20 protein-coding genes and 1 tRNA gene are annotated in these 22,891 nt (G+C 69.3%); 15 read left to right on the forward strand and 6 right to left on the reverse strand.

Annotation, left to right across the window (positions count from 1 at the left end; genetic code table 11):
• Positions 1-225: 225 nt before the first annotated feature.
• Complete coding sequence (locus ACGWYJ_RS19370) at positions 226-822, reverse strand: hypothetical protein (protein WP_395107476.1); 597 nt, start codon at positions 820-822, stop codon at positions 226-228.
• A 143-nt stretch (positions 823-965) separates the two neighbouring features.
• Here ACGWYJ_RS19370 and ACGWYJ_RS19375 point away from each other — a divergent pair, with 143 nt between their 5' ends.
• From ACGWYJ_RS19375 to ACGWYJ_RS19390, 4 genes are all read left to right on the forward strand, one after another.
• On the forward strand, positions 966-1,124 hold the full coding sequence (locus ACGWYJ_RS19375; protein ID WP_395107478.1) for a hypothetical protein: 159 nt from the start codon (positions 966-968) through the stop codon (positions 1,122-1,124).
• 92 nt (positions 1,125-1,216) lie between these two features.
• Positions 1,217-2,044 carry a hypothetical protein gene (locus ACGWYJ_RS19380; protein ID WP_395107479.1) on the forward strand — a complete coding sequence of 276 codons (828 nt, stop codon included), beginning with the start codon at positions 1,217-1,219 and terminating at the stop codon, positions 2,042-2,044.
• Positions 2,041-2,934 (forward strand): TRM11 family SAM-dependent methyltransferase, encoded by an 894-nt coding sequence (locus ACGWYJ_RS19385; protein WP_395107480.1) that lies wholly within the window; start codon positions 2,041-2,043, stop codon positions 2,932-2,934. Before ACGWYJ_RS19380 ends, ACGWYJ_RS19385 begins: the two co-directional genes overlap by 4 nt.
• 282 nt (positions 2,935-3,216) lie before the next feature.
• Positions 3,217-4,956 carry a recombinase family protein gene (locus ACGWYJ_RS19390; RefSeq protein ID WP_395107481.1) on the forward strand — a complete coding sequence of 580 codons (1,740 nt, stop codon included), beginning with the start codon at positions 3,217-3,219 and terminating at the stop codon, positions 4,954-4,956.
• Here ACGWYJ_RS19390 and ACGWYJ_RS19395 read toward each other — a convergent pair.
• Positions 4,935-5,023 (reverse strand) — tRNA-Leu (locus ACGWYJ_RS19395). The two genes, ACGWYJ_RS19390 and ACGWYJ_RS19395, sit on opposite strands and share 22 nt — an antisense overlap.
• Positions 5,024-5,126: 103 nt before the next feature.
• Between ACGWYJ_RS19395 and ACGWYJ_RS19400 the strand changes: the two genes are divergently transcribed.
• The gene (locus tag ACGWYJ_RS19400) at positions 5,127-6,425 is read left to right on the forward strand and encodes a M20/M25/M40 family metallo-hydrolase (RefSeq protein WP_395107482.1); all 1,299 of its coding nucleotides are present in this window, start codon (positions 5,127-5,129) and stop codon (positions 6,423-6,425) included.
• 504 nt (positions 6,426-6,929) lie between these two features.
• Here ACGWYJ_RS19400 and ACGWYJ_RS19405 read toward each other — a convergent pair.
• Complete coding sequence (locus ACGWYJ_RS19405; protein ID WP_395107483.1) at positions 6,930-7,115, reverse strand: DUF5703 family protein; 186 nt, start codon at positions 7,113-7,115, stop codon at positions 6,930-6,932.
• A 242-nt stretch (positions 7,116-7,357) separates the two neighbouring features.
• On the opposite strand from ACGWYJ_RS19405, the gene topA reads away from it, so the two are divergent.
• The 8 genes from topA to ACGWYJ_RS19445 all read left to right on the forward strand — a co-directional run bounded on the left by topA (position 7,358) and on the right by ACGWYJ_RS19445 (position 19,217).
• Positions 7,358-10,090: a type I DNA topoisomerase gene (gene topA, locus ACGWYJ_RS19410; RefSeq protein WP_395107484.1), complete on the forward strand. Its 2,733-nt coding sequence runs from the start codon at positions 7,358-7,360 to the stop codon at positions 10,088-10,090.
• A 100-nt stretch (positions 10,091-10,190) separates the two neighbouring features.
• Positions 10,191-12,365 (forward strand): dTMP kinase, encoded by a 2,175-nt coding sequence (gene tmk, locus ACGWYJ_RS19415; RefSeq protein WP_395107485.1) that lies wholly within the window; start codon positions 10,191-10,193, stop codon positions 12,363-12,365.
• A 68-nt stretch (positions 12,366-12,433) separates the two neighbouring features.
• Positions 12,434-13,579, forward strand: coding sequence for a DNA polymerase III subunit delta' (locus tag ACGWYJ_RS19420; RefSeq protein WP_395107486.1), 1,146 nt, complete (start codon positions 12,434-12,436; stop codon positions 13,577-13,579).
• A 328-nt stretch (positions 13,580-13,907) separates the two neighbouring features.
• A complete protein-coding gene (locus ACGWYJ_RS19425; protein WP_395107487.1) occupies positions 13,908-15,491 on the forward strand; it encodes a S8 family peptidase in 1,584 nt (527 codons plus the stop codon).
• A gap of 125 nt (positions 15,492-15,616) precedes the next feature.
• Complete coding sequence (locus tag ACGWYJ_RS19430) at positions 15,617-16,099, forward strand: low molecular weight protein-tyrosine-phosphatase (protein WP_395107488.1); 483 nt, start codon at positions 15,617-15,619, stop codon at positions 16,097-16,099.
• Between the two features lie 43 nt (positions 16,100-16,142).
• Positions 16,143-17,027 carry a fructosamine kinase family protein gene (locus ACGWYJ_RS19435; protein WP_395107489.1) on the forward strand — a complete coding sequence of 295 codons (885 nt, stop codon included), beginning with the start codon at positions 16,143-16,145 and terminating at the stop codon, positions 17,025-17,027.
• Between the two features lie 148 nt (positions 17,028-17,175).
• Complete coding sequence (locus ACGWYJ_RS19440; RefSeq protein ID WP_395107490.1) at positions 17,176-18,246, forward strand: hypothetical protein; 1,071 nt, start codon at positions 17,176-17,178, stop codon at positions 18,244-18,246.
• A gap of 125 nt (positions 18,247-18,371) precedes the next feature.
• Positions 18,372-19,217, forward strand: a complete 846-nt coding sequence (locus tag ACGWYJ_RS19445) for a stage 0 sporulation family protein (RefSeq protein WP_395107547.1) — start codon at positions 18,372-18,374, stop codon at positions 19,215-19,217.
• Positions 19,218-19,244: 27 nt separating this feature from the next.
• Here ACGWYJ_RS19445 and ACGWYJ_RS19450 read toward each other — a convergent pair whose 3' ends face one another.
• Positions 19,245-20,339, reverse strand: a complete 1,095-nt coding sequence (locus ACGWYJ_RS19450; protein ID WP_395107492.1) for a BTAD domain-containing putative transcriptional regulator — start codon at positions 20,337-20,339, stop codon at positions 19,245-19,247.
• Between the two features lie 149 nt (positions 20,340-20,488).
• Complete coding sequence (locus tag ACGWYJ_RS19455) at positions 20,489-21,163, reverse strand: DUF427 domain-containing protein (RefSeq protein WP_395107494.1); 675 nt, start codon at positions 21,161-21,163, stop codon at positions 20,489-20,491.
• Positions 21,164-21,327: 164 nt separating this feature from the next.
• On the opposite strand from ACGWYJ_RS19455, the gene ACGWYJ_RS19460 reads away from it, so the two are divergent.
• Complete coding sequence (locus ACGWYJ_RS19460) at positions 21,328-21,942, forward strand: GNAT family N-acetyltransferase (RefSeq protein ID WP_395107495.1); 615 nt, start codon at positions 21,328-21,330, stop codon at positions 21,940-21,942.
• On the opposite strand, the gene ACGWYJ_RS19465 is transcribed toward ACGWYJ_RS19460, so the two are convergent.
• Entirely contained in the window at positions 21,939-22,184 is a 246-nt protein-coding gene (locus ACGWYJ_RS19465; RefSeq protein ID WP_395107496.1) for a hypothetical protein, read from the reverse strand. The two genes, ACGWYJ_RS19460 and ACGWYJ_RS19465, sit on opposite strands and share 4 nt — an antisense overlap.
• Before the next feature lie 111 nt (positions 22,185-22,295).
• Here ACGWYJ_RS19465 and ACGWYJ_RS19470 point away from each other — a divergent pair, with 111 nt between their 5' ends.
• Positions 22,296-22,841 (forward strand): TetR/AcrR family transcriptional regulator C-terminal domain-containing protein, encoded by a 546-nt coding sequence (locus tag ACGWYJ_RS19470; RefSeq protein ID WP_395107498.1) that lies wholly within the window; start codon positions 22,296-22,298, stop codon positions 22,839-22,841.
• Positions 22,842-22,891 lie beyond the last annotated feature (50 nt).

Below are 22,891 nucleotides of genomic sequence, written 5' to 3' on the forward strand. Positions count from 1 at the left end.
AGCCAGGACGAACCCACGTCCTCCATCGTCTACACGGAGTGACTGTTCCCGCCAGATAGCTCCTAGCCAACTGGCCGTTGTCAGAAATTGCAGTTCGTCACTAACGTTCTGGCATCGATCGGCAGCATCTCTTGTCGTTGACATTGGACGGGGTCGCGTGCGGCGGTAAACCCTCTGCAAGTCGATGCGAAAACGTGGCTTCGGTTTTGCTGGCCCAATGTCAGGCTAGCCCTGTAGTGGACCTTGGATTTGCTCGTGCCAACGCTCGAGCCTTTCGAGTTGATACTCAAGGTTCGTAGTTATCTTCTCAAGCACGTATGGCACATAGAGATGTACGCTCTCGAATGTAGAGTCAGCTGTCACCGGCTCAAGATGCCTTTTGCTGTGATAGTTGTTGATGTATTCGGCAACGGTCTGTCGTTTGTGGAGCGGCAGTGCCTGGAACGGGTCGCGTGCCATGTGGTCGTGAGAGTTGGACAGATGAATAAAGGTGCAGCCAAACTTGTAAACTATCTTCGGCCATCCGTCTGCAATCCCCGTATTATTCACCATCTCACTATCGAATACCGGCTTGTTTTCAGATGGTTTTTTCCAGCGCCTGCCATTCGCCGAGTCGGCAAGCAACTGGATCCGGCGTTCGCGCGGCTGAGAGTTCAGGTAGATTGCGCGGACCATTGAGTCAAGCTCTTGTCGAAGGATGCCCACACTAATTGATCGCCAGCCATTCTTCATGGCAATGGGCATGGCTTGTTGGTGCTCCAGTGAGCGCTGTCGAACTTGTCGACAAAAGATGCTTAGATCATTGTTGTGTTCTGTGTCCATGATGGGATTATAGTGATGAAGATTGGTCTCTACTGCGAGTCGTTCTGATCGCTCATGGCCACATCAGGTCGGTGCAATCGCGTGGGTAAGGGTGTTGCATGTGCCGTGACGCGGCCAAGCCCCAATGAGCAGCCCGGATCGACATGCTGGATGCGGAGAATGCCGTTCGCTGGGTCGGCGATGCGAGGTCGGGGCAGCTCGGCACACGCAGCCCGATTGCGGCGGTGTCCAAGAACTGGGATGAGTTCGTCCGTCATGTGGTGAAGGGGACCGGGTGGCCGTCGCGGGTCACCCAGCAATGAAGTCCACGCCACCTGGCTCCAACTCGGGAACTCCGAAGTCGAACGGTCCTACGCCTGCTCCTGTTCGGCAGCTTCTGCCGCTGTCCGTGTGGTTGTGCTCCGACGCTGGTCCCAGGACCAAGCGCGACGAGCTGCACGGAGAAGCCGTCTCGGCGGGCACGTGCCGGGAGCATCTCAACGCGATCGGCCGGGAACTAGCTCGGCACCTGATCAGCAACTGCACCAACGAGGGCGCTCTCGTCGTTGAGGCGTTCACCTCCAGCGACCACACCCTTGCCATGGCGGCTGGGGCGGGTCGGCGGGCGCTGGCCTGCGTGCCGTACTACCCACTCGCTCGGTACATCGGGGCGCAGCTGCGGGCCACGCTGACCGAGCAGGAGCTGGCCAAGGTGGGCCTGCGTCCGTGCCGCCCGGATCAGATGCACCTTGGGATGGCCGACCACCTCGGCCAGGTCGATCTCGTGATCGCCGCGCCACCGCCCTACGAGATCGGCGGGTGTGTCGCCAAGGAGGCGGCAGATCGGGACTGCCCGGCCTGTCGTGCCGACCTTTGGATGCTCGGCCGTGAGCATCTCAGCGGGTTCCTGAGCTCTGCCTGGCGCGTTCTCCGGCCGGGTGGTCATCTGGCGGTCATCACCACCGCCCGGTACCAGGACGATGGGCGGCTGTCCGATCCGACACCGCAGGTGATCCGGAGTGCGCGTGCGGTCGGGCTGCGTTACAGCCAGCACGTCATTGCCGTGCGTGTTCCGGTCGAGGGCGACACCCTCTACGTCCAGGCGACTTCCGAGAGCCTCGCTCAGCTGCGGGATATCCGGTCGCGTGCGTTGCCTCCGGCTGCCCGGGTTCACGCCGATGTATCGATCTTCTCGAAACCGTCCCGCGTGAAGGGCCTGTCACGACGGGGGGTGCGCCGATGAACTCCATGCATGCGGAGGAAGGCGCCACGGGCATGGTGCCGTCGGTGTTGGCGACCGGGCAGCAGCCTTCGCGGGGGCAGCGCAAGGACCGGTACGTTCCCGAGTCGATGCGGCATCCGGGCAAGATGCTGCCCGCCATCGCAGCGCAGGTCATCGCTGCCTACACCCGGCCCGGTGAACTGGTGGTCGACCCCATGTGCGGGATCGGGACGACGCTCGTCGAGGCCGTCCACCAGGGCCGGGACGCGGTCGGTGTCGAGTACGAGCCCGACTTCGCCCGGCTGACCGGAGCGAACATCGCCCACGCTCGTCAGCAGGGCGCCACGGGCAAAGCCGAGGTGCTGTGCCATGACGCCCGGCACATCGACACGCTCCTGCGGGATCGGCGAGGGCAGGCGGCGCTGGTGTTGACCTCGCCGCCGTACGGCTCCTACACGCATGGGCGGGTGCGTCCGCAGGACCCGAACGCGGGAGAGCGGGTCACCAAGTGGGACGAGCGGTACTCCAACGACCGGATGAACCTGGCCTACCGCGGGCTGAAGGAGCTGCTGGAGGGCTTCGGCCGCATCCTGGCCGGCAGCTCCACCCTTCTCCAGCCGGGTGGAGTCATCGCGGTCACCGTCCGCCCGATCCGCGTCAAGGGCGAGCTGATCGATCTGCCCGGGCTCGTGGTGGAGGTCGCAGAGCAGGCTGGGCTAGTGCTGGCCGATCGCCTGGCGGCGCTGCTGTGCGCGATCCGGGACGGGCAGGTCGTCACGCGGGCGTCGTTCTTTCAGATGCTGGAGGCTCGCCGCCTGCGGGAGAAGGGCATACCGGCCTGCGCCACCGCCCACGAAGACCTCTTGGTGTTCCAGCGCCGGGCCGAGGCCGGAGAGAGGCCGGCGGGTTGAGCGCCTGCGCGGGGGCCTCGCCACGCCCGTCTCGTCCTGTGCTTGCCCTTCAGGGGCGAGGTGGTGGTCGATGCCGGGGCCGGTGGCCGACAGGGGGCACCGGCGGGGACGGGACGGGCACCCGATGACCGCCCGCCGCGAAGAGAAAACGAAAACGCGGGTCCGGCTTCCGGACGAGCCGCCTCGGCTCACGCCTGCCGCCGCCTGGGTGCTCCTCCAGATCATCCAGGCGGCGGCGTCCCGACCGGGTCCCGCATATGACCAGCGCAGGGAGATGGACACATGCAGCACGTCGCCGCCTTCAGCGCCAACGAAGGGGTGCAGCGAGAGGCCAGGCTGTTCGCCTTCTACGGACGCGTCTCCACCGAAGACAACCAGGACCCCGAAGCCTCACGTGCATGGCAGCTCCGCCGGGCCAACGCTCTCATCGAACCCAAGGGCGGGCGGATCGTCGCGGAGTTCTTCGACGTCGACAAGTCCCGTTCCATCCCTTGGGCGCGCAGACCCCAGGCGACCGAGCTGATCAACCAGCTCAAGAACCCGGCCAGGGACTTCGACGCCGTGGTGATCGGGGAGCCGCACCGGGCCTTCTACGGCAACCAGTACTCCCTGACCTTCCCGCTGTTCGAGCACTTCGGCATCCCGCTGTGGGTGCCCGAGGTCGGAGGCCCTGTCGACCCGGCCAACGAGGCCCACGACATGATCATGGGTGTCTTCGGGGGCCTGTCCAAGGGCGAGCGGAACCGGATCAAGATCAGGGTGAGGTCGGCGATGGCCGCGATCACCTCGACCGAGGGCCGGTTCCTGGGCGGGCGGCCTCCGTACGGGTACCGGCTCGTGGATGCCGGTCCGCATCCCAACCCGGCCAAGGCCGCCGACGGCAAGCGCCTGCACCGCCTGGTCATCGATGAGTTCGCCGCCGCCGTGGTGCAGCGGATCTTCGCCGAGTTCCTCGGGCTGTGGGGTTACCGCGAGCGCGGGTACTTCGCGATCGCTGAAGGGCTCACTCGTGACGGAATCCCGTGCCCGTCCGCGCACGACCCGGCCCGCAACCGGCACCGGTGCGGGGTGGCCTGGTCCAAGAACGCCGTCCGGGCGATCTTGATGAACCCGCGCTACACCGGCTACCAGGTGTGGAACAAGCAGCGCAAGGACGAGGTCCTGCTGGATGTCGAAGACGTCGCGCTCGGCCACACCACCAAGCAGCGCTGGAACCCGCGCGACCGCTGGGTGTTCTCCGACAAGATCGTCCACCCGGTCATCATCGAGATGGACATCTTCGAGCAGGCGCAGCGCAAGCTCCTGACCCGCCGCCCGCAGACCGGCAGGTCCAAGCCCCGCCACACCAAGCGCTGCTACCCCTTGAAGGGCGCGCTGTGGTGCGACATCTGCGAACGGAAGATGCAGGCCCATCACAGCGGGCACGCCACCTACTACCGGTGCCGCTTCCCCGAGGAGTACGGGCTGGCCAACAAGATCGAGCACCCGCGCAACGTCTACGTCCGCGAGGACCACGTGCTGCCCGACCTGGACCGATGGCTCGGCCTTGTTCTGGCACCCCACCGGATCGCCGAGAGCATCAAGGCCATGCAGCAGGCCCAGATGCCCACGGTTGCCGACTCGGCGGTGACCCGGGCCAAGGCGGTGCTCAAGGACTGCGCTGCCAAGCTCGACCGGCACCGCGCCGCCCTGGAGGCCGGTGGCAACTCCGCCACCATCGCCCGATGGATCGCCGAGATCGAGGCGGAGCAGGCCGCGGCCGAGAAGGCCCTCCGGGAAGCGCAGGGCTGCCGGGTGCAGGTCTTGGGCGAGGAAGAGATCGCCGGGCTGGTGCGGCAGGTGGACGACCTGCGGCAGGTCATCCCCGATGCCGAGCCTGAGATGAAGGCCAAGCTCTACGAGCGGCTCGGACTGAAGATGACGTACTGCCCTGGAAACGATGAAGTCCGAGCTGAAATCCGATTCAGCCCGGACTGTGTTGGTTACCGTGGGGTAACTGATGGTGTCCGAGGGGGGACTTGAACCCCCATGCCCCGTGAAGGGCACTAGCACCTCAAGCTAGCGCGTCTGCCTATTCCGCCACCCGGACAGGCCGTAGGCGTGCTACGGCGGGTTCACCTTACCAAAGGTCCAGAGTCGCGGCGACGTCGAAGGCGGGGCACGATGGTCGGGTACGCACTGCCGGCGCGAAGGTGAGCACAGTGGACGAGGTCGTCCAGCTTTGTCAGGAGTTGATCCGGATCGACACCAGCAACCCGGGTGATCATTCGGGGCCCGGGGAGCGGGTGGCGGCGGAGTATGTGGCGGAGAAGCTGGCGGAGGTGGGGCTGGAGGCGCAGGTCTTCGAGTCGCATTCCCGGCGGACCAGCCTCGTCGCGCGGATCGAGGGGGAGGATCCGTCGAGGGACGCGTTGCTGCTGCATGGGCATCTGGACGTGGTGCCCGCGCGTAAGGAGGACTGGACGCGGGACCCGTTCGGTGGGGAGATCGCGGACGGGTGCGTCTGGGGGCGCGGGGCCGTGGACATGAAGGACATGGACGCGATGATCCTGGCCGTGGTGCGGCGGCGGCTGCGTGAGGGGCGGAAGCCTCCGCGGGACGTGGTGCTGGCCTTCCTGGCTGATGAGGAGGCCGGGGGGAAGTGGGGTGCCCAGTGGCTCGTCCGGGAGCATCCTGAGCTGTTCGAGGGGTGTACGGAGGCCGTGGGGGAGGTCGGGGGGTTCAGCCTGACGGTTCCAGGGGACCGGCGGCTGTACCTGATCGAGACGGCCGAGAAGGGCATCGCCTGGATGCATCTGAAGGCCAAGGGGACGGCCGGGCACGGGTCGATGGTGCATCCGGACAACGCGGTCACGGCGTTGGCGGCGGCGGTGGGGCGGATGGGGTCGCACGAGTTCCCCATACGGCTGACCAAGACGGTGCGGACCTTCCTAGAGAAGGCGTGCCGGGCGTACGGGGTGGAGTTCGACCCGGACGATCCGGAGAGGTGCCTCAAGGAGATCGGTCCGCTGGCGCGAATGATCGGGGCGACGCTGCGGAACACGCTGAATCCGACGCGGCTGGACGCCGGGTACAAGACGAACGTCATTCCGCAGGAGGCGGAGGCGCAGGTCGACGGCCGGTTCCTTCCCGGGCACGAGGAGGAGTTCTTCGCGACCGTGGATGAATTGCTCGGACCGGACGTCGAGCGCGATTTCATCTATCACGACCAGGCCGTCGAGACCGAGTACGAGGGCGCCCTGGTCGCGGCCATGGAGGCGGCGCTGACCTCGCAGGACGCGGGTGCGCTGCCCGTGCCGTACTGCCTGAGCGGCGGGACGGACGCCAAAGCCTTCGCCAAGCTGGGGATGCGCTGCTTCGGGTTCTCGCCGCTGAAACTACCGCCGGAATTGGATTTTTCCGGAATGTTCCATGGCGTGGACGAGCGCGTGCCCGTCGACGGCCTTCACTTCGGGGTTCAGGTGCTCGATCATTTCCTCGATCTCGCCTGAGAAATCGCGGAAAAGCCTCCCGATGTTGCCTTGAGTGGTGATATCCTTACCGAACGTAAGGGCGGCCTTGGCGGCCCGGCGGCCATCGTGAGTGCCGGCGCACTGCTCGATGCGGGAAGGATGCTCTCCGTCCGCTCGCATCGTGTCGTCGCCATCCCCTCCTCCATCGGCCACCGTGGCCGGTGTGCTCCGCGTCGCCGGGTCACCGGGTCGGGCTCCCGGCCGGGTCACCGGTGAGGTGCCGGGCGGCGCGTCGTTCGCTCACGCCGGCGCGCCGTCCTCCGCCCAGGCGGGATGATTTTGCCGGCGTATGGCGTTTGGGATTGTTACTCCTATCCCCTGTGGCTTGAGATGTCGAAGTGGCGTTCGGTGCGGCGATTGAACGAACCGGCGGCTTTGGGGGCCGTGGGTTTTGGATAGGGATAGGGGATGGCGTGGTCGGTTACGAGGAGTTATAGGGTGCCGGCATGCCGCCCCGGTCGTGGACGGTGCGCGGCGGAAGGCTCAGAAGGTGCGGACCTGGCGGATGATCTTGCGGCGGAGCTGGATTCGGCGGCTGCCGTCTGGGTTGAGGCGCAACCGGTCGAGTTCCCACCCGCCGTGTTCGGCGTGCTCGGTGAGGACCCGCCGGGCGGTGTCACGGGTGGTGCCGCGCGGCAGTCGCAGGACTCGGTAGGTGTACTCCACCATCGCGGACCATTATGACCCGGCCGCGCCTCTAGGGGGAGTCTGGAGCCGGTCTTGGTCCGCACCCGTGGTGGCGACGTGTCATCCTGTCTGGGGTTCGCGACGGCGGGAGACGCGGCCCGCACTCCCGGCGAAGCGGGCGCTGACCGGCGGGCGGCGGTGGGAACTCTCGGGCATGAAAACGTCGTCGGGAAACGTTAGCTAGCCCGTGCGATGGAAGACCAGACAGCGAGGTTGGAGCGACTGTGCCAGCCAAGAACGGCACTGCTAAGCGTGGTCAGGGCGGGAACGGCCGTGGTAACGGCACCCGCCTGGTGATCGTTGAGTCGCCCGCGAAGGCGAAGACGATCGCCGGATATCTGGGCGGCGGCTATATCGTCGAGTCCAGTATCGGCCACATCCGGGACCTGCCCAGGGCCTCGGAGGTGCCGGCCAAGTACAAGGGCGAGCCTTGGGCCAAGCTCGGCGTGAACATCGAGCGCGGCTTCGAGCCGCTCTATGTCGTCAACGCCGACAAGAAGCAGCAGGTCCAGAAACTCAAGAAGCTGCTGGCGGAGGCGGACGAGCTCTATCTCGCGACGGACGAGGACCGCGAGGGCGAGGCGATCGCCTGGCACCTCAAGGAGGTGCTCAAGCCGCCGGCGAGCGTGCCCGTGCACCGGATGGTGTTCAACGAGATCACCGCCGACGCCATCCGCGCCGCCGCGGCCAACCCGCGCGACCTGGACATGGAGCTGGTGAACGCCCAGGAGACCCGCCGGATCCTGGACCGCCTGTACGGGTACGAGGTCAGCCCCGTGCTGTGGAAGAAGGTCATGCCGGGGCTGTCGGCGGGCCGCGTCCAGTCGGTGGCGACCCGGCTCGTGGTCGAGCGGGAGCGGGAGCGGATCGCGTTCGTCCCGGCGCACTACTGGGACATCCAGGGCGAGTTCGAGACCGGCAAGGACGTGGAGGGCGAGCCCCCGACGTTCAAGGCCGGGCTGATCTCGGTGGACGGCAGGCGCGTCGCCCAGGGCCGCGACTTCGCGTCCGACGGCACCCTGAAGACGCGCGACGTGCTCCATCTCGACGAGGACGCCGCGACGGCCCTGGCGGGACGGCTCACCGGGCGCCCGTTCGAGGTCACGTCGGTCGAGCGCAAGCCGTACACCAGAAAGCCCTATCCGCCGTTCCGCACCACGACCCTCCAGCAGGAGGCCAGCCGCAAGCTGAACTTCTCGGCGAAGTACACGATGTCGGTGGCGCAGAAGCTGTACGAGAACGGCTTCATCACCTATATGCGGACCGACTCGATCACGTTGTCGGACACGGCGATCACGGCGGCGCGGCGGCAGGCCACGACGCTGTTCGGGGCGCAGTACGTCCCGGACAAGCCGCGGGTGTACTCCAGCAAGGTCAAGAACGCGCAGGAGGCGCACGAGGCGATCCGCCCGGCGGGCGAGGTGTTCCGGACGCCCGCGGAGACCGGCCTGTCCGGCGACCAGTTCCGGTTGTACGAGCTGATCTGGAAGCGGACGATCGCCAGCCAGATGAAGAACGCCGAGGGCCAGTCGGTGTCGGTGCGGGTGACGGGCACCTCGACGGCGAACGAGGTCGCCGAGTTCGGCGCCACCGGCAAGACGATCACCTTCCACGGGTTCCTGAAGGCGTACGTGGAGAGCGCCGACGACCCGTCCACCGACACCGACGACCAGGAGCGGCGGCTGCCGGCGCTGACGGAGGGCGACGCGCTGGCGGCGCGGTCGGTGCGCGCGGAGGGCCACTCGACCAGGCCGCCGGCCCGCTACACCGAGGCGAGCCTGGTCAAGGAGCTGGAGGACCGGGAGATCGGGCGGCCGTCCACCTACGCTTCGATCATCGGGACGATCATCGACCGCGGGTACGTGTTCAAGAAGGGCACGGCGCTGGTGCCCTCCTTCCTCGCGTTCGCCGTGATCAACCTGCTGGAGCAGCACTTCGGCAACCTGGTCGACTACGACTTCACCGCGCACATGGAGGACGGCCTCGACGAGATCGCGCGTGGCGAGGCCGAGCGGGTGCGGTGGCTGGAGCGGTTCTACTTCGGCGACGAGAACGGCGGCGAGGGGCTGAAGGAGCTGGTCGGCGACATCGGCGACATCGACGCCAAGGGGATCAGCTCGTTCCCGATCGCGGGCACCGACATCATGGTGCGGGTCGGCCGGTACGGGCCGTACCTGGACCGGGACGGCGAGCGGGTCAACATCCCCGAGGACATGGCGCCCGACGAGCTGGACGCGGCCAAGGCCGAGGAGCTGTTCGCGCAGCCCAGCGGTGACCGGGAGCTGGGCGTCGACCCGGAGACCGGGCACAAGATCGTGGCCAAGTCGGGGCGGTTCGGCCCGTATGTGACCGAGATCCTGCCCGAGGCCGAGACCGCCCAGGAGCCGAAGGCCGACGGCAAGGCGGCGCCGAAGAAGCGGGCGAAGAAGGACGCGCCCAAGCCGCGCACGGCGTCGCTGTTCAAGTCGATGTCGCTGGACACGGTGACCTTGGAGGACGCGCTCAAGCTGCTGTCGTTGCCGAGGAAGCTGGGCGAGCTGGACGGCGAGCCGGTGACGGCGCAGAACGGGCGGTTCGGCCCGTACCTGAAGAAGGGCAACGACAGCCGGTCGCTCGGCTCGGAGGAGGAGCTGTTCACGGTCACGCTGGAGCAGGCCAAGGAGCTGTTCGCGCAGCCCAAGCAGCGCGGGCGCAGGGCGGCCGCGGCGCCGCCGCTGCGTGAGCTCGGCGATGACCCGGTCAGCGGCAAGCCCGTGGTGGTGAAGGAGGGCCGGTTCGGCCCGTACGTCACCGACGGCGAGACCAACGCCAGCCTGCGCAAGGGCGACGAGGTCGAGTCGATCACCATCCAGCGCGCCGCCGAGCTGCTGGCGGAGCGGCGTGAGAAGGTGGCCGCGAGCGGCGGCAAGAAGAAGGCGTCGCCGCGCCGGCGGGCCTCGGCCAAGTCCGGTTCCTAGGACGGTCCGGGACGGTTCGGGTTCGTCCCGGGACGGTTTGCGGTCACGGAGGACGGGGAAAATCCGGCCTCGCGACATCGGCGCCGATACCCTGACCGACATGAACAGAACGGGCACCACCGGGCCGTCGCGGTCCGCCGAGCCGCGGCCGGCCGCTTCGGCGATCGGGCCGTTCCGACGGCTGCGCGCCGCCGTCTCGCTGTCGAGCCTCGGCTTCTGGCTGAGCCTTCCCGCCCTGACGGCACTGGCGGGGACGCTCACCCGCGACGAGCACCTGTCGTCGCGCGCCCAGGCGATCGCCGGGGTCCTGGTCCTGCTGGTGCTGCCGGCGCTGCTGCTGGCTCCGGTGGCCGGGGCCGTGACGTCCCGCCTGGACCGGCGGATCACCCTGGTCGCGGCGGACGTGCTGCGGTTCGCGGTGGTGGTGTCGGTGCCGCTGGTGGACGCGGTGCCCTGGACGATGGCCGCGGCGTTCCTGGTGGCGTTCGCGTCGCTGCCGTGGATCTTCGTGGTGGACGCGTCGCTGCCCGTCCTGGTCCCCGAGGAGGGCCGGGAGGAGGCGCGCCGTTCGATGCTGCGCGCCGGGTACGGCATGGCGCCCGTGGCCGCGGTCGTCTTCGCGGTGCTGGCCTTGATCGCGGACGCGGCGTTCGGCGTGGCCGAGCGCGCCGACCTTCCGTTGTACGTGACCGCGGTCCTGTTCCTCGCCGCTGCGGCGACCACGTTCACCGCCAGCGAGGTCTTCTCCAGCGCCACGACGACGCCGCCCCCGTCCCCGTCCCCGCTGAAGCTCCTCTTCCAGGGGCAGCGGCTCCAGAGCCACCCCGCCCAGGGGCAGGCTCGTAACGGGCAGAGCCAGCGTGGGCGGCGTGGAGCCAAGCGCGGGCATCCGGAAGGCACGCCCGTGGCTGGAGCGCACGCCGCAGGCCCTGCGCACGACGACGCTGTGCGCGGGCTCACCCTGGCGGCGACCGTCGTCGCGTTGGTCGTCGCCGCCCTGATCGCCGTCGCGCGCCTGCACGCGCGCAACCTCGGCGGCGGGGACGCCGGGTACGGATCGCTGCTCGCGGGCCTGGCGACCGGCCTGGCCTTCGGCCTGTTCCTCGGCCCCCGCATGCTGGAGCCGTTCAGCCGGCGCCGCCTGCTCGGCCTCACGGCGATCGCCGCGGCGCTGGCGCTCGTCCCGATCGCGCTCGTCCAGAACCTGGTCGTGGTGGTGTTCCTGGCCGCGTTCGCCGGGATGGCGGCCGGTGTCGCCTGGGCGCTCGGCACCCGTCTTCCCGACGACGTCCTCCGCGCGTTCGCCTACCTGCGGGCGGTCGCGCTGCTCACCGCGCTGGTGGTGTTCGCGGCCGTCCCGCCGCTGGCCGGGCTGATCGGCGACCACCGGCTGGAGCTCGGCGGCGCGACCTACGACGCCTCGGGGACCGGCCTGGCGCTGCTGATCGTGGCGGTGCTGTCGGCGCCCGCGGGGGTGGTCGCGTACAGGCGGCTGGACGACCGGCGCGGCATCCCGCTGCGTCCCGACCTGGCCGCGGCGCTGCGCGGGTACGTCTACACCCCGCCCGAGGAGGCGGCGCAGGGCCCCGCGGTGATCCGTGACCGTGGCGTGTTCATCGCGTTCGAGGGCGGCGAGGGCGCGGGCAAGACCACCCAGGCCCGGCTGGCCGCGATCTGGCTGCGCGACCACGGGTACGACGTGGTCTCGACGCACGAGCCCGGCGCCACCAAGATCGGGATGCGGCTGCGCGCCATGCTGCTCGACAAGGAGACCACCGGGCTGTCCGCGCGGGCCGAGACGCTGCTGTACGCGGCCGACCGCGCCGACCACGTCGCCAACGTCATCCGTCCCGCGCTGGAGCGCGGCGCGATCGTGGTCAGCGACCGGTACGTCGACTCCTCCCTGGCCTACCAGGGCTTCGGACGCCGGCAGGAGGTCTCGGCCATCGCCCGGGTGAACGCGTGGGCCATCGGCGGGCTCGTCCCGGACCTGACGATCCTGCTGGAGGTCCCGACCGAGACGGGGCTCGGGCGGCTGGCGTCCCCGGCGGACCGGATCGAGGGCGAGTCCTACGAGTTCCACGAGCGGGTCAGGGAGGGCTTCCGCGCCCTCGCCGAGGCCGACCCCGACCGCTACCTGATCGTGGACGCGAGCCGTCCGCAGGCCGAGATCGCCCGCGAGATCCAGTACCGGATCCGCGAGATCCTGCCCGACCCCGTCCCGGCCGGCACCGAGGACGTCACCAGCACCTTTCCCGCGATCACCGACGTCTGACCCGCCTCACGCCCGGCTCGTCCGCGTCCGGTCTCGCGGGCGCCTCGGCAGGCCGTAGCCTGGTGCCCATGAGCGTGTGGGATGACCTGGTGGGGCAGGGACCGGTCGTCGGGCAGTTGCGCTCCGCCGTGGAATCGGACGGGAAGATGGCGCACGCCTGGCTGTTCACCGGTCCGCCCGGATCGGGGCGTTCCACCGCCGCCAGGGCGTTCGCGGCGGCGTTGCAGTGCTCGGAGAGCCCGCGTGGATGCGGCCATTGCGCGCCCTGCCACCAGGTGCTTCAGGGCACCCACGCCGACCTTGAGGTGGTGCGGCCCGCGGGGCTGTCGTACGGGGTGCGCGAGACCAGGGAGCTGGTGCTGCGGGCCTCGTCGTCCCCGAGCGGCGGGCGCTGGCAGATCGTCCTGTTCGAGGACGCCGAGCGCGCCACCGAGGCCGCCGCCAACGCGCTGCTGAAGGCGATCGAGGAGCCTCCGCCGCGCACGGTGTGGCTGCTGTGCACGCCGTCACCCGAGGACCTGCTGGTGACCATCCGCTCGCGCTGCCGCCTGGTGACGTTGCGCACCCCGCCGGTCTCGGCGGTCGCGGACGTGCTCGTCCAGCGGGACGGCGTCGACCGGGAGACCGCGGACATGGTCGCCCGGGCGGCGCAGGGGCACCTGGGCCGGGCCCGGCGGCTGGCCACCGATCCGGAGGCGCGGCGGCGCCGCGCGGAGGTGCTGGCGGTGCCGCGGCGGCTGACGTCCGTGGGTCCCGCCGTCGCCGCGGCCGAGGCCCTGGTGAAGGCCGCCGAGGCGGAGGCCAGGGCGATGAGCGAGGAGCTGAACGAGAGCGAGACCAGCGCTCTGCGGCAGGCGCTCGGGGAGAGCGCCAAGGGCCGGATGCCGCGTGGCACGGCCGGTGCGCTGAAGGAGCTTGAGGACCGCCAGAAGTCCCGGGCGACCCGGGTCAAGCGCGATTCGCTCGACCGCGCCCTGCTCGACCTGGCCTCCTACTACCGGGACGTGCTGGCGTTGCAGCTCGGGGCCGGTACGGAGCTGGTGAACACCGACCTGGCGCCCGAGCTCCGTACCGCCGCGTCCCAGGGCACGCCTGAGGCGACGCTCCGGCGCCTTGACGCGATCATGGAGTGCCGGGAACGCCTGGACGCCAACGTGAACCCGCAACTGGCGGTGGAGGCCCTCACACTGGCGCTCCGCACCCGCACCACCTGATCTCGCCCCCTTGTCCGCCATCCGGTGCGCGTGCGCCGCCCGGCTCCTGCCTGGTGGCTAAGGGGAGTTTGCCAACAAATCTCCTGTCTTTTTGTTATTTATCCGTACAGATGCCTCAATCTGCTCTGCCGTAACGTCTCCTGGCTGAGTCCACTAAATGGGCTCATACCCCTATATAGGAGGTGTGCAGTTGCGGCGCGCAGTGATCACAGCCGCGGCAGCGGTCGCCGTCGTCACCACGACGGCTCTTGCGCTTCCAGCGTCCGCACTACCGAGTCGCTCCCAGGAACAGGGCGCCAAGGAATACGTCGTCCTGTACAAGGACGGCGTGTCCCTTGACCAGGCCCGCGCCGCCGTGAAGGCGGCGGGCGGCAGCATCGTCCGCGAGAACACCGATGTGGGCGTCGCGACCGTGAAGTCGTCCAACACCCGGTTCACCGCGCTCGTCGCACGGCAGGCGGCGCTGGACGGCGCCGCGGCCAACAGGGTCATCGGCCGTGCCCCCAAGGCCCCGTCCTCGCACGTGGGCAAGAGCGTGGAGAAGGTGACCGGTGCCAAGGGCGCCACCAAGGTGGGCAAGCCGGGCAAGGGCGAGGAGCCGCTGGCCGATATCCAGTGGGACATGAAGCAGATCCACGCGACCGCCGGTGGCTCGTACAAGGCCGAGCCGGGCGACCGCCGCGTGCTGGTCGGCGTTCTGGACACCGGGATCGACGGGAACCACCCCGACATCAAGCCCAACTTCAACGCCAAGCTGAGCCGGAACTTCACCGTCGACATCCCCGCCGACGCCAACGGCGTGGAGGTCGACGGGCCCTGTGAGGCCGAGCCCGACAAGTCCTGCAACGACCCGGCGGACGTGGACGAGAACGAGCACGGCACGCACGTGGCCTCGACCATCGCCTCGCCGCGCAACGGCCTGGGCATGGCCGGTGTCGCCCCGAACGTCTCGCTGGTCAACCTGCGGGTGGGCCAGGACTCGGGCTACTTCTTCCTGCAGCCCACCGTTGACGGCCTGACCTACGCGGCCAAGAACGGCATCGATGTGGTGAACATGTCGTACTACATCGACCCGTGGCTGTGGAACTGCGCGGCCAACCCGGCGGACTCCCCCGAGGACCAGGCCGAGCAGCGCACCGTCATCAAGGCCGCGCAGCGCGCGTTGGACTTCGCCTACGCCCACGGCGTCACGCTCATCGCGGCGGCGGGCAACGAGCTGGTCGACTACACCAAGACCAACACCGACGGCTCCAGCCCCAACTTCGCGTCCGAGCCCGGCGAGCAGCCGCACGAGCGGACCATCCCGCCGAGCTGCATCTCGATGCCGTCCGAGGGCAAGCACGTGATCCCGATCTCCGCGACCGGGATCAGCACCCGCAAGTCGTACTACTCCAGCCACGGCAACGGGTACATCGCGGTGGCCGCGCCCGGTGGAGACAAGGTCGACACGCCCGACGGCAAGCCGGACGACGCGCGCGGCATCTGGGCGGCCTACCCCGAGTCGATCGCCCGGGAGCGCGGCGAGCTCAACCCGGACGGCACGCCCAACACCACCCGGGTGATCCGTGACTGCAAGGGCCGCACCTGCGCGTACTACCAGTCGATCCAGGGCACCTCGATGGCGTCCCCGCACGCGGTGGGCGTCGCCGCTCTGATCATCAGCAAGTACGGCAAGCCGGACCGCCGCAACGGCGGCCTGACGCTGTCGCCGAAGGTCGTGGAGTCCGTCCTGCGCGGCACCGCCACCCCGAAGGCATGCCCCAAGCCCGGCACCGTCACCTACGAGTGGTTCAGGCTTGAGAACGGGGAGTGGGTCAAGTTCACCTCCACGCAGACCTGCGAGGGGACGAAGACCCGCAACGGCTTCTTCGGCAACGGAATCATCGACGCGCTCAGGGCCGTCTCGAAGTAAGCCCTATTACCTGACACGGCCAGGGGACCCCTGGGCCGGGACGCTCCGACAGATCCTGGCCCAGGGGTTTGCCATACTGCCTGGTGGCGCAGGGGCATGCCACGGCCTCGGGCAGGATGGAAGGCATGCCGTACCGAGTCACGTTCGTCTGCACGGGCAACATCTGCCGCTCCCCGATGGCCGAGTGGATCCTGCGCCACCACGTGGAGGAGGAGGGACTGGACGTCGAGGTCGACAGCTCCGGCACCGACAGCTGGCACGTGGGCGACGCCGCCGACCCCCGTACGGTCGAGGCCCTGCGACGCGCCGGGTACCGGTCGGCGCACATCGCCCGGCAGTTCGAGCCCGGCTGGTTCGCCAAGTACGACCTGATCGTGGCGCTGGACGAGGGGCACGCACAGGCGCTGCGCGCGATGGCCCCGGACGCCGCGTCCCGGGAGAAGATCCGGTTGCTGCGCGAGTTCGACCCGGCCGCGGACGGCGATCTGGATGTGCCCGACCCCTACTACGGCCACTCGTCCGACTTCGACCACGTTCTGGGACTCGTCGAGGCCGCGATGCCGGGCCTCTTGGACGAGATCCGCGCGGCCACGTACGAGGACGCCTGACCCGCCCCTCGCGGGCCGGGGAGGCACGGCTTGGAGCACGGACATGCGCGTGGAACGTGAGGCGATCGCGAGGCTGCTCGGCGGCGGCGTGCGGGTCGAGGCGATCATCGATCTCGGGACGAGCCACTCCTGGACGCTGCATCGCGCCACGCTCTCCGATGGGCGCGAGGTGTTCGTGAAGGCCGCTCCCGACCAGCCCGGCGTGTTCGCCGCCGAGGCGGCGGGCCTGCGCTGGCTGGCCGACGGCGCCGCGTCCGCCGGGTCCGGGTCGCCGCCCGTCCCGGAGGTCCTGGCCGAGGACGACCGGATGCTGGTCCTGCCGTGGCTGCCGCGGGGGACGGCCACCGCGTCCGCCGCCGAACGGTTCGGGCGTGAGCTGGCGATCATGCACTCCGCCGCTCCGCCCGCCGCGTACGGTGCCCCCTGGGAGGGCTTCATCGCCGATCTGCCGCTCGACAACACCCTGACCCGGGGTGACTGGCCGGGCTGGTACGCCGAGCGCCGTCTGGAGCCGTTCCTGCGCCGCGGCGCCGCCCACCTCGGGACGGGCGACCGCCGGCTGATCGAGCGCGTCATCGAGGAGATCGACGCCCTGGCGGGGCCGCCCGAACCCCCGTCCCGGATCCACGGAGACCTCTGGTCGGGCAACGTCCTGTGGACGCGGGAAGGCCGCGCCGTGGTCATCGACCCCGCGGCGCACGGCGGGCACCGCGAGACCGACCTCGCCATGCTCGCCCTGTTCGGCGCGCCCCATCTGGAGCGTGTCCTCGCCGCCTACGACGAGACGTCCCCGCTGGCGGACGGCTGGCGCGACCGCATGCCGCTGCACCAGTTGCACCCGCTGCTCGTCCATGTCGCGCTGTTCGGCGCCGCCTACCGGTCCCAGACGGTGGACGCCGCCAGGGCCGCGCTGGCGGCAGCGCGCTGACCAGGCAAGACGCGACCCGACGGCGTGTCGGGGCCCTGACGCGGCGGCGCCGCTTCGCCCTTCTTGGCTCCCGTGGACCGGAAGATGAGGTAGAAACGACGGGTCGAAGAATGGGGCGAGAACGGAAGGCTGGTGCGGCTCTACCCCTATGGACCACAAGCAGGAGGATCCGGACCGCCTCTCGATGGTCGCCTGGATCCGGTCTGGCTGGAAGGGCGTCGTCCCGATCGGTGTCGCGGCGGCCGTCGCGCTGGTGATCGGCGGTGGCGTGGACTTCGCCCACTCCTACGGCGACCCGCGCGACCGTGAGGAGGAACGTTCCGCCAAGCCCGCCGCGGACCAGGATCGTGCCGCGCCGCGGTATGTGGTCGGGGTACGGGGTTCCGGAGAGGCGCTTGTCGTCCGTGACGTCCGTACGGGACGCGACGTCGGCCTCCCCGTGGCGGCACCGAAGGACAAGCGGTTCCAGCGGGTCGCGTCGGCGGACGACGGCTCCTTTGTGGTTGCGGTCGATCCGCAGGGCGGGGCCGCTCGGGCGACCGGTCAGGCGGCCCGGGTGACCTTCCAGCGGCTGCGGCTGGGGAAGGACGGCGGGGTCGAGGAACTCGTCCCGCTGACCCGCGCCGCCATCCCAGGGGCCTCCGCGCCCTGGTCCGACCTGGCCGTCGCCCCGGACGGCGACTCGATCGCGTACGTGACCTACCGTCCCGGAGCGCGCCCCCGCCTCGACGTCGTGTCCGCACGGACGGGCCAGCACAAGACGTGGGCGTCCAAGACTCCTGGACGCGTCGGCAGCCTCTCCTGGTCCGGCTCCACACTGGCGTTCGTGTGGAGCCCGACGCGAAAGGTCGGCGGCAAGGCCGTCCGCCAGTTCCGCACCCTCGACACCTCCACGGCCGCCCCCGGGAACCTGCAAGCGAGCAAGGCGCTGTTCAAGCTGCCCGAGGGCAGCGCAGGAACCGCCGTGATGAACCGCGACGGCCGCACCGTCGTGCTAGGACTCGCGCAGGGCGGGCAGCTCACGCTCCAGGCGTACGCGCTGCCGGCCGGCCGTCCCGGGAAGGTGCTGTGGAAACGGAAGGCGGCCGGGGGCACGGTGTCCCGCCTGGACGCCGACCACACAGGGGACCACCTGCTGATCTCCACGCAAGACGGCACCCTCTACCCCGAAGGCGCCGATCCCGTCCCCGCGAAGGACCTCCTCGACGCCACCTGGTGAGCGCCTTCCCGGCGGGGTGCCGATCCCGCCTGGTCTTCGACCTGGTGTTCCGGTCGATTCGCCCACAGCCCCTGGAAACCGCATATGGTGTCCAGAAATCGGGCGAACGGAGCGAAACCGTGGGCATGGTGATGGCCGTCAGTTTCACCCGCTACGGACGCCTGTACTACCTCGACCCCGGCCCGTACTCGCCGAAGGTGGGCGACAAGGTGCTGGTCCCCACGGACGCGGGCCCCGAGGTCGCCGAGTGCGTGTGGGCGCCCCAGTGGGTCTCGGACGACATCGAGGGGCTTCCGGTGTGCGAGGGCCCCGCCGGCGAGGAGCACCTGACCCGGGACGAGCGCAACCGGCGGCGGCGCGCCGAGGGGCGGAGCATCGCCAAACGGCTGATCCGCAAGCACGAGCTGCCGATGAAGGTCATCGGCGTGGACTATCTCGACGCCGACAACGTCTTCAAGATCTACTTCACCGCGCCGCACCGGGTGGACTTCCGCGCCCTCGTCCGCGACCTGGCCCGCAACATCAAGGCCCGCGTGGAACTGCGCCAGGTCGGCCCTCGCGACGAAGCGCGGTTGCAGGGCGGCATCGGTCCCTGTGGGCGCGACCTGTGCTGCGCCACCTTCCTCAAGGATTTCGAGCCGGTCTCGGTGCGGATGGCCAAGGAGCAGGACCTTCCGGTCAACCCGCTGAGGATCGCCGGTGCCTGTGGCCGCCTGATGTGCTGCCTGAAGTACGAGCACCCGCTCTACGTCGAGGCGCACGAGAGGATGCCCGCCCTGGGCACCCGAGTGGACACCCCCAACGGCCCGGGGCAGGTGGTCGGCCGCAACGTCCCCGCGGACACGGTGACCGTCCGCCTGAACGCAGGGGGCCGTTGCTCGTGCCCGTCGGCTTCTGTGTGCTCCCCGCGCCGGCAACACGACGCGATGCACAACAGCGACGCGGACGGCGGCGCGCAGAGCCAGCCGTAGGACGGCGCAGGGTGGCCGCGTCGCGCGCTAGCGGCCCCCCGGGTGTTCGCCTGAGGAACCGTACGGTCGCCTGGGGCCACGCGAGCCGCGCCAGCGGTTCGTTCTGGGGACGGCACCCGCGCAATACCTGCCGCTGGGCATCGCCCGTGGGGCCCTGCCTGCCCTCGACGACTTCGCGGCGGGCGGCTCCGGCACGTCGGGCGGCCAGGCGCCAGGTGGCCGGACACTAGGCGGCGAGCCCGCGACCGGTGGACTCATGAATGGTGAGCCGGTGAACCGCGAGCGATTGACCGGCCAACCGTGGGTGGGTGACACGTTGGGCGGCGGCGTGGCCTCCTGGGACGCGGACGGAGGTTCCCCCTGCCGCCACGCGCCGTCGAGAAGGATGGATTCGTACAGGCTTTGCAGTTCACGGCCCGGGTCGAGATCGAGCCCTTCACGCAGCACCCGGCGGCCGACGCTATAGACCTCCAGGGCCTCCCTATGACGCCCTGCCCGCATCAAAGCCGTCATCAGTAAAGAACGCAGCCGTTCGTGAAAGGGATACTGGGACACCCACCCCTGCAACTCGCCGATGAGCGCATGATGGCGTCCCAAGGCCAATTCCACCTCGGCGGCCTCTTCGGTCACGGCCAGTTGTAGTCGTTCCCAGCGGAGAGCGCCCGTGACCACCAGACTGCTTTGAAGCCCTTCCAGAACGGGCCCGTGCCAAAGCGAGAGCGCGTCCCGGTAGTGTTTCGAGGCTTCCTCATACCGCCCCGCCGTTCCGGCCGCGCGCGCCCGCGCGATGTGCCGCTCCGCAATGCGCGCGTCGATGGTCCCTGTGGCGATCCTGTACCCGGGCGGGACGGTCTCGATCACGGTTTGCCCGTACCCCGCCTGCCTGAAGGCCCGCCGCAGGCCGGACACCGCGATGGCGACCTGGGTACGCGCCGAGGCGGGCCGCTGCCCGCCCCAGACCGCCTGGACGAGGCGGTCCGTGGCGACGGGACCGTTCCCCTCCAGGGCCTCAAGCAGAAGGGCCGCCAGCACCAGCCGCGCCCGGTCGTCGTCGAGCTCCACCGTCCGGTCCTGGACGCCGGCACGCAGCGGCCCCAGGATTTGGAAGAACACCGGATCCATCACGTGCCAAACGTTAATCACTGAGGGGCCCGAAAGACCTGAATGAACCGTGAACGAATCGTTCTGATCTGTTCAGAGCCAGGAAAAGCTCCGGCACAGACGGCCCCCGGGCGGTCGTCCTCCTCGTTAGGGTTCGCGGCCCGGTGCGGTCACGCGAACGGCGTCTTGGGCCTCTCTTGAAGAACACCGTCGACATACACGTCGACCTTCTCGTCATAGAAGCACACGAGGCCGATGATTCTCGTGCTCTCGGGAAGCGGCCTCGGGTACGACCAGGCCAGATCCTTGTACGTCTTGCCATTGACCCGCACCGACCAGTATTCCGCGTCGCCCTTGTACGGGCAGTGGGTCGTCGTGTCGGTCGGCTCCAGCAGATCCATGCGGACATGGGTCTTCGGCAGGTAATAGCGCACCGGAAGCGAGGTCTCGAAAAGCAGCCGGGCATTGCTGGACTCCGCCACGGTCACCCCGTCCACCTCGATTCGGACATGCCGCGAGGAGGGCAGGACGTCGACGCGATGGTACGGATTCCGAGGATGGGTGAAGATCTCCTCGTCCTCCTCGAACCAGGCGTCCATCGCGTCCCACTCCAGGCGCACCAGGTCACGCAGTTCCTCGACCGGTGAGTCCTCGTAGCGCAGGGCGGCGCCCTTCGCCTCGGCGCCGTCCACCTTCACCGTGTAGGCGACCGAGTCGCCGCGGCTCGGGGAACGCTCGCCGGGGCCGTCCTTGACGAGTTCGGCGAGAATGTCGGCCGCGGGGATGTAGTACGTGGGGTAGTAGGGAAGCTCCCACACGTACACCGGCCGTTTCGTGTCGGCCACCAGCTTGCCGCCCAGGTAAACCCTGACCCGCCTCTGGCCTGGCTCCGTACGGACACGCGTCCTCTGAGGTGAGCTCATATCCATGCAACTACCCATGGGCACGCCGTATTTCGATGGCCAGTACCGTCGTTCGTGATCGCGTATCGGACGGGGAGGGAGGGGCCATGAGCACGGCCGCGTCGCGCGAGACCATGGCGGCGATCGAGGAATTCCTCGCGCGTTCGCCTGCCGACCGCCTGCGCGGCCTCCGGGTCACCTTGCGGCCGCTGACCGCCGACGACCAGGACGAATACATCTCGCTCGTGCGCGCCAGCGAGGACCTGCTCCGACCGTGGGTCTCGCTGCCCGACACGCCCCAGGACTTCCGGCGGTACCTGGAACGGTTCGACCATTCCACCGCTCAGGCCCTGAAGGTCTGCCTGAACGACGGCGGCGCCATGGCGGGCACCATCTCCATCAACAACATCGTCCGGGGACGCTTCCAGTGCGGCACCCTCGCGTACGCCGCCTTCGCCCCTGGCGCGGGCCAGGGCTACATGTCCGAGGGCCTCGGCCTCACGGTGCGGTACGCCTTCGAGCAACTACGCCTGCACCGCCTGGAAGCCAACATCCAGCCCGGGAACCACGCGTCCCGCAAACTGGTCGAGCGCCAAGGCTTCCGGCTGGAGGGATATGCGTCCGGCCTGCTGTTCATCGAAGGAGCCTGGCGCGATCACGAACGCTGGGCACTGAACACCCCCACGCCCGAGAAGGCGCACCCCTCCCTCCCGCCCTACTAGCCGGTCGATGCCTTCGAGCGCCGGGGGAGGCAGAGGACGGGGAGCAGGGACAGCGCCGCCAGCCCCGCGGCCCACCAGAAGGTCTGGGTGAAGGCCGCGGTCAGTTGGGCGGAGAGCTCGGGGGTGTGGAGCGTCGCGGCCTGCCTGAGGTTGCCGGTCGCGCCGGGGACGGACGCGCGGATGGCGAGCTGCAGGATGATCGCCAGGGCGGCGGTGCCCAGGGACCCGCCGAGGCGGATCATGATGTTGGCGCCGGTGGTCGCGCCCGGGATGGACGCGCGCGGAAGGCCCTGGTCGCGAGCGCGATCAAGATCGCGGACACCGAGGGGCTGGACGCGGTCTCCATCCGCCGTGTGGCGAACGAGCTCGGCGTACGGGCGATGAGCCTGTACAACCACATCGAGCGCAAGGAGGACCTGCTCGACCTCATGTTCGACGAGGTCGTCCAGCAGATGGTCGTGGACGAGCCACTGCCGGACGGCTGGCGCGACGCGATCATCGCCATCGCCCAGAGGCAACGTGAGGTCCTCCTACGCCACCCCTGGATGGTCGAGCTCGCGGCGCGCCGGCCCCAGGTCGGGCCCAACGCGCTCAAGCACGGGGAGCAGTCACTGGCCGCGGCGTGCCGCCTCGACGTCGGCATGAAGGTGGCCGCACACATCGTCACCGCGGTCGACCACTACATGACCGGCTATTTCATCCGCGAACGCCTGCTGCGCGACAAACAGCACGGAGAAGGGGAGGGCTCCGTGATCGAGCCCTACATGCGCGAGATGCTCGCGACAGGACGCTTCCCCTACTTGGCGCGCGCCAACGAGGAATCCGTGGACCCCCAAGAGTCGTTCGAGGAGGGCCTCGGGTGGCTGCTGGACGGTATCGAACGGCAATACGGGCGGTGACCGGAAGGCCACTGGCCTCCCGTGGTCTCACGCCGTAGCGTGGATCCTCT

The organism is Actinomadura sp. SCN-SB (assembly GCF_043906805.1).
GTDB lineage: Bacteria > Actinomycetota > Actinomycetes > Streptosporangiales > Streptosporangiaceae > Spirillospora.

Coding starts and splice junctions, on each gene's coding strand:
- ACGWYJ_RS19465 (WP_395107496.1), bottom strand. CDS start 22,184: ATGATCCGCCTCGGCGGGTCCCTGGGCACCGCCGCCCTGGCGATCATC.
- ACGWYJ_RS19385 (WP_395107480.1), top strand. CDS start 2,041: ATGAACTCCATGCATGCGGAGGAAGGCGCCACGGGCATGGTGCCGTCG.
- ACGWYJ_RS19435 (WP_395107489.1), top strand. CDS start 16,143: ATGCGCGTGGAACGTGAGGCGATCGCGAGGCTGCTCGGCGGCGGCGTG.
- ACGWYJ_RS19440 (WP_395107490.1), top strand. CDS start 17,176: ATGGACCACAAGCAGGAGGATCCGGACCGCCTCTCGATGGTCGCCTGG.
- ACGWYJ_RS19375 (WP_395107478.1), top strand. CDS start 966: ATGCTGGATGCGGAGAATGCCGTTCGCTGGGTCGGCGATGCGAGGTCG.
- ACGWYJ_RS19390 (WP_395107481.1), top strand. CDS start 3,217: ATGCAGCACGTCGCCGCCTTCAGCGCCAACGAAGGGGTGCAGCGAGAG.
- ACGWYJ_RS19460 (WP_395107495.1), top strand. CDS start 21,328: ATGAGCACGGCCGCGTCGCGCGAGACCATGGCGGCGATCGAGGAATTC.
- tmk (WP_395107485.1), top strand. CDS start 10,191: ATGAACAGAACGGGCACCACCGGGCCGTCGCGGTCCGCCGAGCCGCGG.
- ACGWYJ_RS19445 (WP_395107547.1), top strand. CDS start 18,372: ATGGTGATGGCCGTCAGTTTCACCCGCTACGGACGCCTGTACTACCTC.
- ACGWYJ_RS19450 (WP_395107492.1), bottom strand. CDS start 20,339: ATGGATCCGGTGTTCTTCCAAATCCTGGGGCCGCTGCGTGCCGGCGTC.
- ACGWYJ_RS19420 (WP_395107486.1), top strand. CDS start 12,434: ATGAGCGTGTGGGATGACCTGGTGGGGCAGGGACCGGTCGTCGGGCAG.
- ACGWYJ_RS19370 (WP_395107476.1), bottom strand. CDS start 822: ATGGACACAGAACACAACAATGATCTAAGCATCTTTTGTCGACAAGTT.
- ACGWYJ_RS19430 (WP_395107488.1), top strand. CDS start 15,617: ATGCCGTACCGAGTCACGTTCGTCTGCACGGGCAACATCTGCCGCTCC.
- ACGWYJ_RS19405 (WP_395107483.1), bottom strand. CDS start 7,115: ATGGTGGAGTACACCTACCGAGTCCTGCGACTGCCGCGCGGCACCACC.